The 16,366-nt window shown below is 58.6% G+C and carries 20 protein-coding genes and 1 pseudogene; 20 read left to right on the forward strand and 1 reads right to left on the reverse strand.

Annotation, left to right across the window (positions count from 1 at the left end; genetic code table 11):
* Positions 1 to 6: 6 nt before the first annotated feature.
* The 20 genes and pseudogenes from BLR80_RS07385 to BLR80_RS13390 all read left to right on the forward strand — a co-directional run bounded on the left by BLR80_RS07385 (position 7) and on the right by BLR80_RS13390 (position 15,540).
* Complete coding sequence (locus tag BLR80_RS07385) at positions 7 to 1,068, forward strand: protein-glutamate methylesterase/protein-glutamine glutaminase (RefSeq protein ID WP_092078039.1); 1,062 nt, start codon at positions 7 to 9, stop codon at positions 1,066 to 1,068.
* Positions 1,065 to 1,553, forward strand: a complete 489-nt coding sequence (locus BLR80_RS07390; protein WP_092078042.1) for a chemotaxis protein CheD — start codon at positions 1,065 to 1,067, stop codon at positions 1,551 to 1,553. The genes BLR80_RS07385 and BLR80_RS07390 overlap by 4 nt, the downstream gene beginning before the upstream one ends.
* Positions 1,554 to 1,568: 15 nt before the next feature.
* The gene (locus BLR80_RS07395) at positions 1,569 to 2,447 is read left to right on the forward strand and encodes an HDOD domain-containing protein (RefSeq protein WP_092078045.1); all 879 of its coding nucleotides are present in this window, start codon (positions 1,569 to 1,571) and stop codon (positions 2,445 to 2,447) included.
* Complete coding sequence (locus BLR80_RS07400) at positions 2,444 to 2,827, forward strand: response regulator (RefSeq protein WP_092078047.1); 384 nt, start codon at positions 2,444 to 2,446, stop codon at positions 2,825 to 2,827. The genes BLR80_RS07395 and BLR80_RS07400 overlap by 4 nt, the downstream gene beginning before the upstream one ends.
* Before the next feature lie 6 nt (positions 2,828 to 2,833).
* A complete protein-coding gene (locus tag BLR80_RS07405) occupies positions 2,834 to 3,319 on the forward strand; it encodes a chemotaxis protein CheX (RefSeq protein WP_092078050.1) in 486 nt (161 codons plus the stop codon).
* 29 nt (positions 3,320 to 3,348) lie between these two features.
* Positions 3,349 to 3,720: a response regulator gene (locus BLR80_RS07410; protein WP_092078053.1), complete on the forward strand. Its 372-nt coding sequence runs from the start codon at positions 3,349 to 3,351 to the stop codon at positions 3,718 to 3,720.
* Positions 3,721 to 3,868: 148 nt separating this feature from the next.
* A complete protein-coding gene (locus tag BLR80_RS07415) occupies positions 3,869 to 4,330 on the forward strand; it encodes a chemotaxis protein CheX (RefSeq protein ID WP_092078056.1) in 462 nt (153 codons plus the stop codon).
* A gap of 199 nt (positions 4,331 to 4,529) precedes the next feature.
* A complete protein-coding gene (locus BLR80_RS07420) occupies positions 4,530 to 4,997 on the forward strand; it encodes a chemotaxis protein CheX (RefSeq protein ID WP_171906360.1) in 468 nt (155 codons plus the stop codon).
* Positions 4,998 to 5,009: 12 nt separating this feature from the next.
* On the forward strand, positions 5,010 to 6,821 hold the full coding sequence (locus BLR80_RS07425; protein ID WP_092078062.1) for a hypothetical protein: 1,812 nt from the start codon (positions 5,010 to 5,012) through the stop codon (positions 6,819 to 6,821).
* 79 nt (positions 6,822 to 6,900) lie between these two features.
* Positions 6,901 to 8,301 carry a sigma-54 dependent transcriptional regulator gene (locus tag BLR80_RS07430; RefSeq protein ID WP_092078065.1) on the forward strand — a complete coding sequence of 467 codons (1,401 nt, stop codon included), beginning with the start codon at positions 6,901 to 6,903 and terminating at the stop codon, positions 8,299 to 8,301.
* A gap of 104 nt (positions 8,302 to 8,405) precedes the next feature.
* Entirely contained in the window at positions 8,406 to 8,786 is a 381-nt protein-coding gene (locus tag BLR80_RS07435; protein ID WP_092078068.1) for a nucleotidyltransferase domain-containing protein, read from the forward strand.
* Complete coding sequence (gene hepT / locus BLR80_RS07440) at positions 8,743 to 9,198, forward strand: type VII toxin-antitoxin system HepT family RNase toxin (RefSeq protein ID WP_171906361.1); 456 nt, start codon at positions 8,743 to 8,745, stop codon at positions 9,196 to 9,198. The genes BLR80_RS07435 and hepT overlap by 44 nt, the downstream gene beginning before the upstream one ends.
* Before the next feature lie 136 nt (positions 9,199 to 9,334).
* Entirely contained in the window at positions 9,335 to 9,631 is a 297-nt protein-coding gene (locus tag BLR80_RS12690; protein ID WP_143012105.1) for a hypothetical protein, read from the forward strand.
* A 407-nt stretch (positions 9,632 to 10,038) separates the two neighbouring features.
* Positions 10,039 to 10,401 (forward strand): annotated as a pseudogene (locus BLR80_RS13445) (flagellin N-terminal helical domain-containing protein); the annotation flags it as partial.
* 1,656 nt (positions 10,402 to 12,057) lie between these two features.
* Entirely contained in the window at positions 12,058 to 12,690 is a 633-nt protein-coding gene (locus BLR80_RS13450; protein ID WP_425429650.1) for a flagellin, read from the forward strand.
* Positions 12,691 to 12,781: 91 nt separating this feature from the next.
* The gene (locus tag BLR80_RS07455; RefSeq protein WP_092078073.1) at positions 12,782 to 13,132 is read left to right on the forward strand and encodes a flagellar protein FlaG; all 351 of its coding nucleotides are present in this window, start codon (positions 12,782 to 12,784) and stop codon (positions 13,130 to 13,132) included.
* A 494-nt stretch (positions 13,133 to 13,626) separates the two neighbouring features.
* Entirely contained in the window at positions 13,627 to 15,177 is a 1,551-nt protein-coding gene (locus BLR80_RS07460; RefSeq protein ID WP_216095190.1) for an ATP-binding protein, read from the forward strand.
* Between the two features lie 29 nt (positions 15,178 to 15,206).
* Positions 15,207 to 15,368 carry a hypothetical protein gene (locus BLR80_RS13105; RefSeq protein ID WP_216095192.1) on the forward strand — a complete coding sequence of 54 codons (162 nt, stop codon included), beginning with the start codon at positions 15,207 to 15,209 and terminating at the stop codon, positions 15,366 to 15,368.
* On the forward strand, positions 15,296 to 15,478 hold the full coding sequence (locus BLR80_RS13385; RefSeq protein ID WP_342743346.1) for a diguanylate cyclase domain-containing protein: 183 nt from the start codon (positions 15,296 to 15,298) through the stop codon (positions 15,476 to 15,478). Before BLR80_RS13105 ends, BLR80_RS13385 begins: the two co-directional genes overlap by 73 nt.
* Positions 15,430 to 15,540 carry a hypothetical protein gene (locus BLR80_RS13390; protein WP_342743347.1) on the forward strand — a complete coding sequence of 37 codons (111 nt, stop codon included), beginning with the start codon at positions 15,430 to 15,432 and terminating at the stop codon, positions 15,538 to 15,540. The genes BLR80_RS13385 and BLR80_RS13390 overlap by 49 nt, the downstream gene beginning before the upstream one ends.
* Positions 15,541 to 15,800: 260 nt before the next feature.
* Here BLR80_RS13390 and BLR80_RS07475 read toward each other — a convergent pair.
* Positions 15,801 to 16,366, reverse strand: a 566-nt coding sequence (locus tag BLR80_RS07475) for a transposase (RefSeq protein WP_143012106.1), incomplete at its 5' end; no start/stop codon positions are given.

The raw sequence follows: 16,366 nt of genomic DNA on the forward strand, positions 1-16,366 counted from the left end.
CCGACCATGCCCAAGAAAATCCGCGTTCTCGTTGTCGATGATTCGGCGCTGGTGCGCCAGATTCTGACCAGCGGTCTCGCCCTTGATCCCGTCATCGAGGTGGTGGGGTCGGCCGCCGATCCTTACATGGCGCGCGACAAAATCATTGAGCTGCGGCCCGATGTGCTGACGCTTGATGTCGAGATGCCGCGCATGGATGGCGTAGAATTCCTGCGCAAGCTGATGCCGCAGTATCCGATGCCGGTGGTCATGGTCAGTTCCCTGACCCAGCGGGGCAAGCAGATCACCATGGACGCGCTGGAGGCCGGTGCTGTTGATTTTGTCACCAAGCCGACCACCAATGTGGCCTCCGGCCTCAATGGCATGCTCAGCGAGCTGCGCACCAAGATCAAGATTGCCTCCACCGCCAATGTCTCTCACTGGAAAAGCCGCCGCTGCGAACTGCGCGCCACCGCCAGTCTGAGCGCCACAGCTCTGGCGGAATCGACCGACAAGGTGGTTGCCATCGGTGCCTCTACCGGGGGCACCGAAGCCATCAAGAAGGTGGTGACCCAGTTTCCCCCCAGCATGCCGGGCGTGGTCATCGTCCAGCACATGCCGCCGGGCTTCACCAAGATGTTCTCCGACCGCCTCAACCAGCTGTGCGCCATGGAGGTGAAGGAGGCCGAGAACGGTGACCGTATTCGACCGGGGCGGATTCTGGTGGCGCCCGGTGCCCTGCAGATGGAGGTGGTGCGCTCCGGCGGTGTCTATCAGGTGCGCTGTGCGCCGGGGGAAAAGGTCAGCGGCCATTGTCCGTCGGTCGATGTGTTGATGCATTCGGTGGCCAAGCATGTGGGGCGCAACGCCATTGGCGTCATGCTGACCGGCATGGGCGCCGATGGCGCCGATGGCATGCTGGCGATGAAACAGGCCGGCGCCCGCAACCTGGCCCAGGACGAGGCCAGCAGCGTGGTGTTCGGCATGCCCAAAGTGGCCTACGAGCGCGGTGGTGCTGAACGGCTGGTGTCGCTGGACAACATGGCCCGGGAGGTTATTTCCCTGCTGTCGGAGAAAACGATTCGATGAGCAATCTCATTCTCGGCGTTGGTGAATTTGGCGCCTCCAATAACCCGGCCGATGTCGTCAAGACCTTCGCGTTGGGTTCGTGCGTTGCGGTGATTCTGATGTGTCCCAAAACACGTACTGTCGGCATGGTGCATGTGGCGTTGCCCGAGGCGAAGATCAATCCGGAAAAGGCCCGTACCCGACCCGGCTACTTTGCCGACACCGGTATTCCGGCCTTGCTGGAGCAGATGGGCCGGATGGGCTGTGATCCGCGCGGCCGTGGCTTCATTGTTAAGCTGGCCGGCGGCGCCCGCATCATGGATCCCAACAACACCTTTAATATCGGTAAGCGCAATGCCCTGGCGGTGAAAAAGGTGCTGTGGAAATATGCCCTCGGGGCGGTGGCCGAGGATCTGGGCGAAACCTACAGCCGCACCGTTGCGGTCGTGGTCAGCAGTGGCGAGGTCATTTTATCGTCACCGGGCCGCGGTGACTGGAAAATCTAGGACAGGGAGCCCTTCATGGAAACTTGTGCCACCCGCGAAACCATTCTCCAGGCGATCCGCGACATCCCGCTGCTTTCCCCCAGCGCGGCCCAGCTGCTGCAGCTGTCAGCGCAGGATGATTACGACATCCAAGAGGTGATCGATATCGTCAAGTGCGATGCCGCCCTGACCGCCCGACTGCTGAAAATTGTCAATTCCGTGGCTTACGGTCTGGTTCATCAGGTGACCAGCGTTGATCGCGCCGTCAGCTACCTGGGTGAGCGGGTGGTGGCCGGCATCGCTCTGGCCGATAGCGCCAGCGCTCTGTTCGACAAGGAACTGCAGGGCTACGAAGGGCCGGCCGGCGAGCTGTGGGCGCATGATCTGCGAACCGCCATTGCCGCCCGCGAAATCGCCCGTTACGCCAAGTCGCCCCTTAGTGCCGATCTGGCCTTCACCGCCGGCATCCTCCACGCCGTGGGCAAGGCCATCCTGTCCGATTTTCTCAAGCAGACCGCGCCGGAGTTACTCGGCAGTCTTGACGGTCACGAGATTCACGACTACCTCGACGGCGAGCGGCGCTTGCTTGGCATCGACCACACCGAAGCCGGCTATCTGCTGGCTCAGGCATGGGAGCTGCCCGAGGCCCTGCAACTGGCCATCCGCTGGCATCATCAGCCGGCCCAGGCCCCGGCAGCGTTTCAACCGCTGGTTTATGCCGTTCATCTGGGCTGCCTGCTGGCCATGATGGCGGGTTCCCAGTCGGCCGATGCGCTGCAGTACCACCTTGACAAGGGGTACAGCGATTACTTCGACCTGTCCCCCGAGCAGATCGCCCTGACCCTGCTGGAAGTTAACGAAGCCTTCAGTACCTTGCAGCACGCCCTGCATGAAAGCGGAGACCCCATCTCATGAAACGGATAGTCATCGCCGACGATTCGGGCACCGCCCGCATGATGATTCGTCGTTGTCTGGAAATTATCGGGTTGCAGGACGCAACCTTCGAAGAAGCCGAAAATGGTCGCGAAGCCCTGGCGCTGGTGAAAAAAACCGCCACCGATCTGCTGGTCAGCGATCTGAACATGCCGATCATGGATGGCGAGGCCCTGCTGCAGTGGGTCAAGGCCAGCCCTAAGCTGGTTGATCTGCCGGTGCTGATCATTACCAGCGCCGGCAATCCGGCTAAAAGCGACCAGCTTCGGGAAATGGGTGCCTTTGCCGTGATCAACAAGCCCATTAATCCCGCCATCCTCAGCGAGGTGCTGGCGCCCTTGCTGGACAACGTGAAAGGGTAGGAACGCATGGAACGGTTGCAGGCAGTGCTGCAGGAAAAGCTGACCGAGGTGCTGGACGAAACCTTTGGCAGCATGGCGTTTCTCGGTGTGTGCGAGGCCAGTGCCGCCGACTGCGCCACGGCCGGGTCATTGCGCGAGGCCCAGCTGTTGGTGACGGAACCGGTGCTGATGGAGCTGCATCTGGCCACCAGTGAGGCTCTGCTGCGGCAGATGGCCGAAACCCTGTACAACTTTGATGCTGACCAGATCGAGGAACATCTGATCAACGATCTGCTGGCGGAAATTCTCAATACCCTGGCTGGCCGGCTGATGACAGCCCTGCTACCGGAGCAGCAGACCTTTGCCCTGAGCCTGCCGGAACTGGCCTCGGAAGAAGAGCGCCTTGACGATAAGCCCCTGTTCGAGGCTTTCTATCTGGCCGATGACGAGCCCGTCATCGTGCGGCTGCAGGCCTCAGGCCCGCAGGCCCTGCTGAACCTACTGCAACCCTGAAAGTCATTATCTATTGAAAGGAAAGCATCATGGGAAAACGTGTTCTGGTCATCGACGATTCCAGCACCATGCGCAAGATTGTCTCCCGCTCCCTGCGTCAGGCCGGCCTTGAATTCGATGAGATTCTCGAAGCCGGCGACGGACAGGAGGCCCTTAATCTGCTGGCCAAGGAAAAGGTCGACCTGATTCTCAGCGACATCAACATGCCCAACATGGACGGTATCGAATTTTTGCGTCAGAAAAAGGAGATTGCCGCCATCAAGGATATTCCGGTGGTGATGATCACCACCGAGGGCGGTGCCGACATCATCGGCGAGGCCAAAAGCCTCGGCGCGGCCGGCAACGTGAAAAAGCCTTTCACTCCCGACATGATCAACGAGGTAATCGGCGCCCTGATCTAGTTTTTGGCCGGAAACGGTGTTGTGTTCAGCCGAAGTTCCGGCTGAACACGATCAGGGAGCCAGCCGGTCAGCGTCAGCCGCCATGCTGACGACGTCCGGAAGGCGCTTACTCGTTGCAGTGTTGACGCTTTGCCACAGGAGCACGACCTTGGATTTACAACAGCACATTACCGATGCGACCAGAGAAATCTTCGAAACCATGATCATGCTCGATATCACGCCGGGCGCTCCGTTGCCACAGCCAGTGCGCCAGTTCAAGGCCTCGGTTTCCGGTGTGATCGGCTTGGCCGGCTCCTGCAAGGGCATGCTGTCGATACACCTGCCCGAGCCGGTCGCCAAGGCCATCACCAGCAGCTTTCTCGGTATGGAGGTCGATGAGATCAACGACGATGTCACCGATGCCATAGGCGAGCTGGCCAATATGCTGGCCGGCAACATCAAAATGGTGCTCGACAGCGCCGGCAAGGCGGTCACTCTGTCGATCCCTTCCTGTATTCACGGCGAGGAATACAGTATGGACAGCGTTGGTGACGCCGACTGGACCGCAGTGCCGTTTCGACTTGATGGCGGCGAATTCGTGGTTGAGCTGCAGATCAAGAACAACGGCTGAAATCGCGCCCCGAATTCTGTGAAAGCGCTGTCTTTTACAAGGTTCGGCGGCGTTTTCTGTGTGGCGAATGATCATTCGCTTCGTCGGTCTCGCTGGAAAAAGATGACGCCGCCAGACGTCATCGCCGCGCTCAAGGATGGTGAGCAAAAAGGCCATGGCCGGTCATTTTGCGACTTCATCAAAAAAGGATGACAACCCCGTGGATTGTGACCTCAAACAACTGATCGTCGAGAGCACCCAGACCGTTTTCGATACCATGCTGATGCTGCCCTTGACGGCCGGCGCGCCCCTGGCGCAGAAGGTGTACAGCTTCAGCGACAGCATCTCCGGAATGCTCGGTTTTGCCGGCGACGTGCAGGGCATGCTGACCATCCACTGCCCGGCGGCGGTGGCCCTGGCGGTGACGGCCGGTCTGTTGGGCATGGAGGTTGACAGCGTAGACGATGATGTCAAGGACACCATCGGCGAATTGGCCAACATGGTGCTGGGGGGGATCAAGGAAGGCTTTGCCGCCAACGGCGTGGCGATCAGTCTGGCCATTCCCACGGTGTTGGCCGGGCGTTCCTACCGCGTCAGCGGCATGGACGATGCTCACTGGACGTTGGTGCCATTTACCATTGCTGAAGGCGAATTTCTCGTCGAGCTCAAACTCAAAAACTCCCGCTAAACAGGCTTTTTCGTGGCTGAACGCGCAACGGTCGATCGGGTATTCAACGCCATCATCGAGCAGACCGCCGAGGAAGTCGGTGCTCTGCTGGGCGAACCGTTCCGCCTGGAAAACCACCAGAGCCGGCTGCTGACCAAGGCCCAGCTGTTCGAAGTCAGCCGTTCGCGTTCGGTCTTGACAACACTGGTGATTTCCGGTGACGCCAGCGGTGAAGGCTACCTCATCACCGACCTGAAGGATTCCATCGTCCTGGGCGGCACCCTGATCATGCTGCCGGCCGACCAGATCGAGGAGAACTGCAAACAGCGCACCTTTGAGGGCGAAGCGGCCGATGCCTTCGGCGAGGTGGCCAATATCGTCGCTGGCGTCTATACCTCCGTTTTTCTGGAGATGTATCCGCAGAACCTGCACTTCAAACGCACCACCGTCAGCGATTTTCTGCCTTCACGCCTTGACCCGGCCGCTGCTGAACCCTTTCCGCCCGGTGAATACTACCATTCCAGCGCCGATATGTATCTGGGCGATACTGCCCTGCAGAAACTCGAAGTCATTGTCCCGGCCGCCGTGCTGGGCCTCGCCAGTGATGCGTTGCCGGAAGCGGAAGCCGTCACGGCGCCATCCGCGCAAGGCCCGCCACCTGCCGCAGCGCAGGATGAAGTGGCGGCAGAAGCCGTAACGGAAGCGTCCGCGGCGCAGCCAACGCAAGAAGCGGTGGAAGAACCGCCACAGGAGCCGGCAGAGGTTGCCGCGCCGGCTGAACCCTATGTCGATCTGAAAACCGCCGAACGCACCCTCAAAGCCGCCCTCAACCAGTGTGGTGAAGAGATCGGCACCATGCTCGGCATCGAGATCAGCCTCAGCAGTCTGACCACCGGCTACATCTCGAAAGAGGAATACTTCGCCAAGCCTGGCGCCAAGGCCACCTGCACCCAGATGCTGGTTAGCGGCGACAGCAGCGGCATCAGCTATTTTCTGGTCGACCTGAAGGATGCCATCTTCTTTGGCGGCAGTCTGATCATGCTGCCGACCGACGAACTGGAAAAAAATATCCAGTCCGGCACCCTCGAAGGGGAAACCGCCGATGCCTTTGGCGAGGTGGCCAACATCATCAGCGGCGCCCTGGTGCAGACCTTCGATGAGATGTACCCGCGCAAGTTTCATCTGAAGAAGGGGGAACAACAGACTTTCACGCCGGCCAAGGTGCTGCCGGAGCAGCCGACGCCCTTTCCTCCCGGCGAGTATTTTCAGGTCTGCGCCAGCATGGATGCCGACGAGCAGGATCTGGGTCGGCTGTGTTTCCTGGTGCCGGTCGATCTGCTGCACATTCCGCCGCGCCCAGCGGAGGCGGGGTGGGGCCAACCGGCCGTGCCCGCGTCGCGGCCAGCGGCTGCGCAAGATGGCGCTGGCGCAAGTGTCGCGCCGCAGCCGGCAGCCGAGCCGGCGGCAACAGCTGCCGCGGCGGAAAAAGCGGTGGTGTTGGTGTACCAGCAACCACAGCAGCCGCAGTTGTACCAGCAGGTACTGCAGCAGGCCGGTTATCAGGTGCTGTGCTACGAAGCGGGTGAGCGCTTCAGCGATCTGCGCCACTATCAGCTGCTGGGGGGCTTCCTGGTCATGGAGGCCGTCGATGACGAAGGCTTTGCCGCCCTGATCAAGGTGCGGGCCGAATTGCCCGACAAGGCGCCGCTGGTTGTGGCCGGCCCCCAATGGACGCGCAGCGACGTGCTCAAGGCCGTGCGCTATGGTGTGCACGATATTCTGGTGTCGCCGGCCAGCGAGGCCGAGATTGCCGAGAAGTGCGCCGGTCATCTGCCCCGCCCCTGAAAGCCCTTGCCAACCCCCCGGCAAATGGCCACAATAAACGGGTTTTCAACTCTTTTTCGTTCACAAGGCGGTAGAAGCTGTGACCCATTCCCTGGTGTTCGCTCCCCAAAATCCCCTGCGAGGCGATCTGCTCAACAGCCTGCGCCATGAGCTGGCCACGGCGGTACTCGAAGCCGAAAGCTGTGACCAGGCGCGGCAGCTGTTGCAGCAGGGTGGCTGCGCGCTGTTTTTCTGCCAGCTGGGGGCAGAACCCCGTACCAGTCTGCAGCTGCTGCGCCAGCTCGATCAGCTCAGCCCGACCACCGTCAGCATTCTGCTGTTGCCGGAGCAGCCGGCTCTGCCCTTGCACGAGATTCTGCAGTCCGGCGCCCATTTTTATCTGTCGGCCCCCTGCGACAGCACCGCCATCGGTCAGATCATCCAGCGCGCCCACCAGCACTTCCGCGCTCAGCGTGTGGCCGAATGCCGTGCCGCCGATGCCGTGGACTTCCCCGAAATTATCGGACAGTCGGCCTGCATGCAACGTTTGTTCGATCTGATCCGGCGACTGGCGGATGACCGGGACAGCACCCTGCTGATTCAGGGCGAAAGCGGCACCGGCAAGGAACTGGTGGCCCGCGCCGTTCACGGCCATAGTCCGCGCCGCCACGGCAATTTTGTGCCGCTCAATTGTGCCGCTATTCCCGAGGAACTGCTTGAGAGCGAACTGTTCGGCTACGAAAAGGGTGCCTTTACCGGCGCCTTCAACAACAAGCGCGGTCGTCTGCAACATGCCGATGGTGGCACCCTGTTCCTCGATGAAATCGGTGACATGAAGCCTGCCTTGCAGGCCAAGCTGTTGCGCGTGATTCAGGAAAAATCCTTCGAACCCGTCGGCAGTGTTCGCAGCGTCAATGTCGATGTCCGCATCGTTGCCGCCACCCACCGTAACCTTGAAGAAGCCGTCAGCCGCGGCGCCTTCCGCGAAGACCTCTATTACCGTCTTAACGTGGTGCCGCTGCAGATTCCACCCTTGCGGCAACGCAGCGACGATGTGCCCCTGTTGCTGGAAACCTTCACCCGGCGCTTCTGCCACAGCAAAAACCGCCCCATTTTCGGTTACAGCCCCGCCGCCCTGGAGCACCTGAAAAACTACCCCTGGCCCGGCAACGTCCGTGAACTGGAAAATCTGGTCCAGCGCCTGGCGATCCTGCATGGCGACAGCGAGGTCACCCCGGCCGATCTGCCGGAAAAATACCTCGATGCCTCCCCGTCCTACAGCGACAACGGCTCCGCCGTGGTGAATGGCGGCACCGATTTCAATTCCCGTGTCAGCGAATTCGAGGATCGCCTCATTCTGCAGGCCCTGATCAAAACCGGCGGCAACAAAAAAGAGGCCGCTGAACTGCTGAATCTCAAGCGCACCACCCTGTTGGAAAAAATCAAGAAGAAACAGCTCGACAAGGCCCTCGGTCGCATCGGCGGCCCGGCAGGTTCCTGAAGTCAGTGTCTCGGTGCCGCCAAGGCTGGCGTGCCGTTGCCATGGCCACCGGATACGTCCTCTTGCCGTGATGGCAGGATGGAGGAGAGGCTGAACCCCTTCGCATGATGCATGAATCCCGCCGAGTTTATGGCCAAGTAAAATCCCTGCCACTGCCGATCTTGCAGCAGGCGTTTGCCCAACTGTCCTATGTCAGAACCGCGGTGCTGTTCGGTTCCCGCGCCGGAGCGAACGCCACGCCGCAAAGTGACTATGACTTTGCCGTATGGATCGACAAAACCCAACCCTTTGCCTGGGGGGCACTTGCCCAGCTACGGATTGAACTGGGCGCGATTCTCAACCTTCCTGATGAAGATTTTGATCTGATTGACCTGGAGATAGCTACGCCTGAAATGGTGGAAAGTATCGCGTTACAGTACCGGATACTCAAAGGGGATGAACGTGTCGTTCGAAGCCTACTTGCAAAGCACCACAAAAATTGCTGAATGCGAAAAAGAACTGCTCGACCTGTTGTCCGACCGCCTGCGTGCGACAGCGCAACTCAACAAAATTGAGCTGCGCGCTGCCCGAGCCTCTCTGCAGATTCTGATAGAAAACAGCATCGGCAAGGCTCGCCGCATTTTAAAGCATTATGATTGTCCCCTGGTGCCCAGTCGTGGACGAGATGCCTTCACGATTCTTTACGATTGTGGCGCGCTGGACGACGAACACTATCGCAGCTTGATGCAGGCGGTCGGTTTTCGCAACGCCATGATCCACGACTATATGAATTTTGATGAAGACGTTTTGGTGCGGATTGTAAGCCAGCAGCGTTATCTGGCCATTTACGAATTTTTGATTCAGCGACCCGATTATAATTCGGTGCAGAGTTCACGAATTAAAGGTTTTGTGGTCTAGGGTCTTGGTCGCGTCGGCTGGAACACAGGGGGAGCGCCCCCTCTCGCCTCAGGGCCGCGTCGGCGAAGCCGGGTAAGCGGCTGGGGGTTCGCTGCCACGGTAGCACTGCTGCTTGGCGATGCATCAGGAAATTTCCTTGCATCAGAAGATCGCACCTGATCTTAAAAGCCGTTTTTTGCATCCTTTTTGTCGGCTCACAAAAAGGATGGCGCCTGCCGGGGCGCGACCCGGCGGTTTTGATTGTAAGTTCTTGGTTTTGATGGATCAGAAAGAGAGGGTTGTTCCTGCAGGAGCATGGCAAGATCGCAGGCGCTGCGCCCTGCACCCGCCGTACTTTCTTTTGCTCGTCCAAAAGAAAGTACGCAAAGAAAAGGACGCCCCCTGTTCCAGCCTGCTGCCGCAGGTGCCGGCGGTTCGGCCCCGGCCGACGTAGGCCCGGCGGAACTCGCTATCGCTCAAACAGCCGCCGGGCTGGTTCTGCGCCGTTGCCATGGCCACCGCCGCTGGAACACAGGGGGGCACCCCCCACGAAAAAAACCACTCCCCACACAAAAAAATCCCCCTTTGCTGCTAAAGTCCTTGCGCCAGCCGACCGAAAAGAGCCATACGCGCGGGATCGATTGCGCCGGAAAGGAGGTCAGGCTGATTCATTTGGTTGTATCAGGCGTACCCCAACCCGCCGCGCTCAGTACCGTTGAGGCGCCAGAACAGACAGCGCCCAGGCCGCAACTCACACCGTAACCCACACAGCAAAAATCACCATGCACCACAGGATGCCGCACGGCATCACCCAACCCCAGCAGGGCACGGAAGCCCGCTAACATCTCATGGAGGAACATCATGGCAATTACAATCAACACCAACGTTGCATCCCTCAACGCCCAACGTAACCTCGGTTCTTCCCAGGCCGACCTAAACAAGTCCATGCAGCGCCTGTCTTCTGGCTTGCGCATCAACAGCGCCAAGGACGACGCCGCCGGTCTGGCCATTTCTGACCGTATGACCGCACAGATTAAAGGCTTGAACCAAGCGGTACGTAATGCCAACGACGGCATTTCGCTGGCGCAAACCGCTGAAGGTGCCTTGCAGGAAAGCACCAATATTCTGCAGCGGATTCGCGAACTGGCCGTGCAATCAGCCAATGATACCAATACCGATACCGACCGCCAGTCGCTGCAGGCCGAAGTTTCACAGCTTAAGGCGGAACTCGACCGTATTGCTGAAACCACTCAGTTCAACGGCAAAAATCTGCTTGACGGCACTCTTGAAGGTGCGACTTTCCAGGTGGGCGCTAATGCTGGTGCCAGCCAGACAATTAGTTTTGATATTAGTAGCGCCAAGACGGCCGATTTGAGCGAAGATGCCACGGTGATTGCCGCACCTAAAGGGACGCCAGCAGAAGGTGGCGCCCTGACTGGGGCGTTGACTGCTGGTGATCTATTGATCAATGGCGAGGATGTTGGTGCCGTATCGCAAGATGCTGAAGTGCTTAAAAATGCGATTAACAGTCTTAGCAGTAATACCGGTGTAACAGCAACGGCTTCCAATGTACAGGCTATTGATTTTTCAACGGTCGCCATTGAGACAACGCCTGCCACCCTTACGGCGGATGGTCCTGTTACCGCAGCCTTGGCTGCAGGGGATCTGACGGTGAATGGTCACGCTGTGGCAGCTACAGCCGGCGATGCCAAAGCCATTGCCGAAGCCATCCACGCAGCTGATACCAGTATTACCGCTACGGCTACCAACGTGCAGACTGGCATCGCTTTTGCCGATGTGGTCCTTGGAAAGGCAGAAATTCAGGGAACTGCGGTGCTCGGTGATTTGAGTGATGGGGATTTAAGTGTTAATGGTGTTGGTATTAGCGCTACCGCCGCTACCGGCGCTCCTGGTGGCAATTTAGCTCAGGCTATTGCAACGAAAATTGAAACTGCTTCGACCAATGGTGCATCTACGGTTGGCATTGCAATCGATGCTACGGTGGGGGCGAGTTCATTGACCGATACATTTACTGGCACAGCTAACCACGGGGCAAATGATACGTATTCATTAGATATAAGTGGCGTTTCAATCTTTTCAGCTACTGATATTTCTGGCGGTCTCACAATGGATAATTTTGGCGCTGCCTTGGAGGCTGCAAGCGGTGGTTCTGGCACAAATGGCGGGGCAGGTGGTGTGTATACAGGAACTTTGAGTGGAACGGATATTGTTTACAGTTTTAACGCAACATCTGGCGCACTGTCATTGGATTCAGCTTCAGGACAAGATATTGTTGTTAGCGAAACAATCTATGATGATGCGGGTAGTGATTTGACCGGTGGGCTTACCACCGGCGATGCTGAAGCCTATGGTACCATTCTGCTTGAGAGCCAGGGCAACATTACTCTGAGTGGCAATACTGAGACTCAGGCCGGTTTTGCTAATAACGCGACGAGCACGGCTGGTACCTTCGAGCTGAGCCTCGACAGCGTGGCGCTGGATTTCTCCAGCAAATGGGGTGCGGCAGACGCCACCATTGATATTGCCGACGTGGCGGACGTGATTAACAATGTCGCTGGCTACACAGCTTCAGTTAATGGAGGTGCCTTGGACATCACCAAGGCCGATGGCAGCAATATTGTGCTTGATCAGACCTTGACCAATGGCAGTGACAACGTCAACTCTGGTTTGGGTATGGCTGATGCGACCTTGCGTGGCACGATTGCGCTGACCAGTGATGCAGATATTACGTTGGCGGGGAGCACCCCAGGCAATGCTGGGTTTACAACATTAACGGCAGATGCCGCTCAACAGGGGTCATACAGCTTGGCAATTGATGGCATCGCAGTGGATGTTTCTTCCGCGTTCGCCAATGACAGTATGGATCGCAACGAACTGGTATCCGCCATTAATAATACAGCGGCTCTTGCAGGTAAGTTCTCGGCCGCCGCAGGCGAAAATGACAATGAAGTCGTCATTACCAAGCTAGATAATGCCGCTAACTTCACCATCACTGAGACTGCTGACCTTGACGGTGTTCCGGCCAACGATTCCGATGCCGATGGTTTGGCTGGTGTTGGTTCGACCAGTGGGACAAAAACCTACTATGGTAGCGTGGCTCTGGACAGTAATGAAGCGATTACCTTGACGGGGAACAACGTTGCAGCTTCAGGACTGGATGAGGCGGGTAATTCAACGACGACCATCACTGCCGTGGATATTTCGACCCGTGAAGGTGCTGTTACGGCAATCAGTTCGGTGGATGCTGCGTTGTCGCAGATTGACACCATCCGAGGTGACTTGGGTGCGGTGCAGAACCGTTTTGAAAGTACCATTGCCAACTTGCAGAATGTTTCCGAAAATCTCAGTTCTGCCCGCAGCCGGATTCTGGATGCCGACATCGCTGAGGAAACCTCGAACATGACCAAGCAGAACATTCTGCAGCAGGCCGGTGTTTCCATCCTTGCCCAGGCTAACCAGGCACCGCAGCTGGCCCTGAGCCTGCTCGGCTAATCGGCCCTGACCTGCGGGGCGGTCGCAACGGCTACGGCCGGGCCGCTCCGCAGCCTCTTTGGCCGCTCATGCCCGTTAAGCGGAGGAACTTATGCGAATTGATGCCGTCAACATGGCGGGCAGCGCCGTGCAGCAGCAGCCGAAAGCCAGCGATCAGCTGGTGGAACAGCGCAAGCAGCAGAAGCAAGAGCCCGCCGCCGAACCCGCCGCCAAGGCAGACAAAATACAGCCCGAGGAAATGCTCAGTCAGATCAAGGCATTGACCGAAGACGGCCTGTACGCTGTCCGCTTTGAAAACGACAAGGACACCAGCGAACTGGTCGTCAAGGTGGTGGACAGCGAAACCGACGAGGTGATTCGCCAGATACCGCCAGAGGAACTCTTGGGCCTGACCAAGCGCCTCAATGATCTGCGCGGCAATCTGGTGGACACCCAAAGCTAAGACGAAGGGCGATTGCAAAATCGCCCTTTTTTAATGGTGCGCCCGGCAGGGCGTATTTTTGTTTGGCGGTTTTTCACCCCCTGTGTTCCAGCGGCGGTGGTCACGGCAACGGCGCAGAAGCAGCCCGGCGGTTGTCTGAGCGCCAGCGAGTTCCGCCGGGCCTGCGCCGGCCGAGGCCGAACCGCCGGTACCTGCGTTAGCAGGCTGGAACAGGGGGCGTCCTTTTCTTTGCGTCCTTTCTTTTGGACGAGCAAAAGAAAGGATGGCGGGTGCAGGGCGCAGCGCCTGCAATCTTGCCATGTTCCCGCAGCAGCGCTGCCGTGGCAGCGAACCCCCAGCCGGTTACCCGGTTTCGCCGCCGCGGCCCTGGCGCGAAAAGGGGGGGGGAGGGCGAAGCGCCTGCCGGGACGGAAATAACCCGCCATCACGACTGCAAGCTATCAGCATCTCTGCTATCATGGCGGCGCGCTTCAAGAGCACAAAGGAGAACCGCCATGACCGCCCTGAAAAAACTGCCCATCGGCATCCAGACCTTCGAAAAAATCCGCGCCGACCATGCCTACCTCTACGTCGACAAGACCGCTCTGATCCACCAACTGGTAACAGAAGGTGAGTACTACTTTCTTGCCCGGCCGCGCCGCTTCGGCAAGAGTCTGCTGGTCTCCACCCTGCAGGCGCTGTTCGAAGGCCGCAAGGAACTGTTCAGCGGTCTGGCCATCGAACCCGCGTGGGACTGGAATACCCGCTATCCCGTCATCAAGATCAGCTTCGGCGGCGTGGCGCGTGACCTGCTGGAGATGAAATCGCTGGTGGCGGCTATCCTCCGTTCCAATCAGCAGCGCCTCGGCATTGAATGCCATGAGACCCCCAGCGGCGGCGTCTGGCTCAAGGAACTCATCGAACAGACGCGCCAGAAATACGGCCAGAAGGTCGTCATCCTGGTCGACGAATACGACAAGCTCATCGTCGACAACCTCGACCAGCCCGATGTGGCCAGCCAGGGCCGCGAGGTGCTGCGCGATCTGTACAGCACCATCAAGGACAGCGACGAACACGTCAAATTCGCCTTTCTCACCGGCGTCAGCAAATTCAGCAAGGTGTCGGTGTTCAGCGGCCTCAATAACCTCAAAGACATCAGCCTCGACCCGAGGTATGCCACCCTGTGCGGCTACACCCAGCATGATCTCGAAACCACCTTCGCCGCCCACCTGCAGGGCGCCGACATGGCCCAGGTGCGCCAGTGGTACAACGGCTACAACTTCCTTGGTGAACGGGTTTACAACCCCTTCGATATCCTGCTGTTCTGCGACAGCGGCCAGCGCTTCAAAAACTACTGGTTCGCCACCGGCACGCCGACCTTTTTGATCAAGCTGATCCGGCAGAACAACTTCTACCTGCCCCAGCTCGACCGGCTGGAGGTCAGCGAAGGACTGATCGACAGCTTCGATATCGACAACCTTCAGCTGGTTCCCCTGCTGTTCCAGACCGGCTATCTCAGCATCAAGAGCGTGCAGCCCTCCTTGCGCGGCGGGCAACTGTTCCGGCTGGGCTTCCCCAACCGGGAGGTGCTGCTATCCTTCACCGATGTGCTGATCCACTTTCTCACCGAACACCAGAGCGAACGCATCCGCTTTCAGGAACAGCTGTACGCTCTCTTGCAGGCGGGTGACATGGCGCAACTACGCGACTGCCTCAAGGCCCTGTTCGCCTCGATCCCATACAACAACTACGTCAACAACACCATCAGCAGCTATGAAGGCTATTACGCCAGCGTCATCTACGCCTATCTGGCCAGCCTGGGGCTCGACCTCACCGCCGAGGATGTCACCAGCAAAGGCCGCATCGACCTGAGCATCCGGCTCGACACCGCCATCTATCTCATCGAATTCAAGGTCGATGGTGGCGGCAAGGCGCTGGAGCAGATCAAGCAACGCAACTACCAGCAGAAATATCAGGGCCAGAGCAAGCCCATTTACCTGATCGGCATCGACTTCGACAGCGCTGAACGCAACCTGACTGCGTTCGACTGGGAGCAGCTGGGCTGATTGCGTCGAGGAGCGCCAGCAGCGGCTGAGTGGGCAGTTGCAGACTGAACTGGCCCAGCGTTCTTTCCACCATTCTCATTGCGCTGGACGATCGTGCCCTGGTGCTGGAGAATTACCGCTGGCGGCTGGCCGTGATGTTTATCGACTTGGACAGTTCAAGCCCGTCAACGACCGTTATGGCCATGCGGTAGGGGATCAGCTGTTGCAGGCCGTGGCCGGAGACCCAGCGCCCTGCTGCGCCAGAGGGACACCCTGGCCCGTGTTGGTGGGGATGAATTCGTGTTGTTACTGGTCGAGGTAAGCGATGACGAAGCGGCGCTGAAGGTGGCAAAAAATACATCGGAAGTTGGTGCCGCCCTTTGACCTGGCCGGTAGCCAGCTGCAGATTTTGGCCAGTCTGGGTGTGGCCCTGTGCCCCGATCAGGCCCAGAGCGCAGAGGAACTCTGCTCATGCAGGCCGATGCCGCCATATATCGCGCCAAGGTTGGAGGCGAGGGTGGCGTGATCCTCAATCAGCCGTAGCAGAGAACAGCGGGAATTTCTGCCTATAGCGAATAAGTGAAAAACTCGTGAGCGGGTTCGTTGTCAATGGCTGGTGATAATAAAAATCAAATTCCGACATTTTATAAAGATTCACTTGGCTGCTTGCGTCTTCTGAACACCGTTGAATATTTAAAAGTTCCGGTCAGCTTCGATGAATTCTTCAAGATTCTTGATTTTCTGCGGCTCTTCGCTGTTTCAAGTGGGTTGAGGAAATTCGAGCTTGCCCATTCGAGCTTGCCGGCAATTAGGTACGCCATGGCGATCAGGTTGTCCGGATTCCGGTAGCCTCTCGCCTTGGCCTTAGCCGCCTGAACGAGGCTGTTGATTCCTTCCAGAAAGCCGTTGGTCAGGCGTGAGTCGAAGTAGCTCAGAATGCCCTGCCAGTGTTCTTTGACGGTTTTGGCCAGTTTGACGATCCGCTCGACCTTGCTGCGCACGGCACGGCGGTACCAGCTTTTCAGCAGGATTTCCGCCTCCTGGCGATTTTCGGCGCAGTAGACGATCTGCAGGCCCAGCTTGAGGATGTAGGCCTTGATGCTTCCCAGGTCGAAGCGGGTTAGGCTGCGCAGCCGTTGTTCCTGCTCCTCGGTCAGGCGGTCGGGGTTTTTCAGGAACAGATAGCGGGTCTTGCGCAGTTCTTCGGGGA

The sequence above is a fragment of the Desulfuromonas thiophila genome, from assembly GCF_900101955.1.
Lineage (GTDB): Bacteria > Desulfobacterota > Desulfuromonadia > Desulfuromonadales > Desulfuromonadaceae > Pseudodesulfuromonas > Pseudodesulfuromonas thiophila.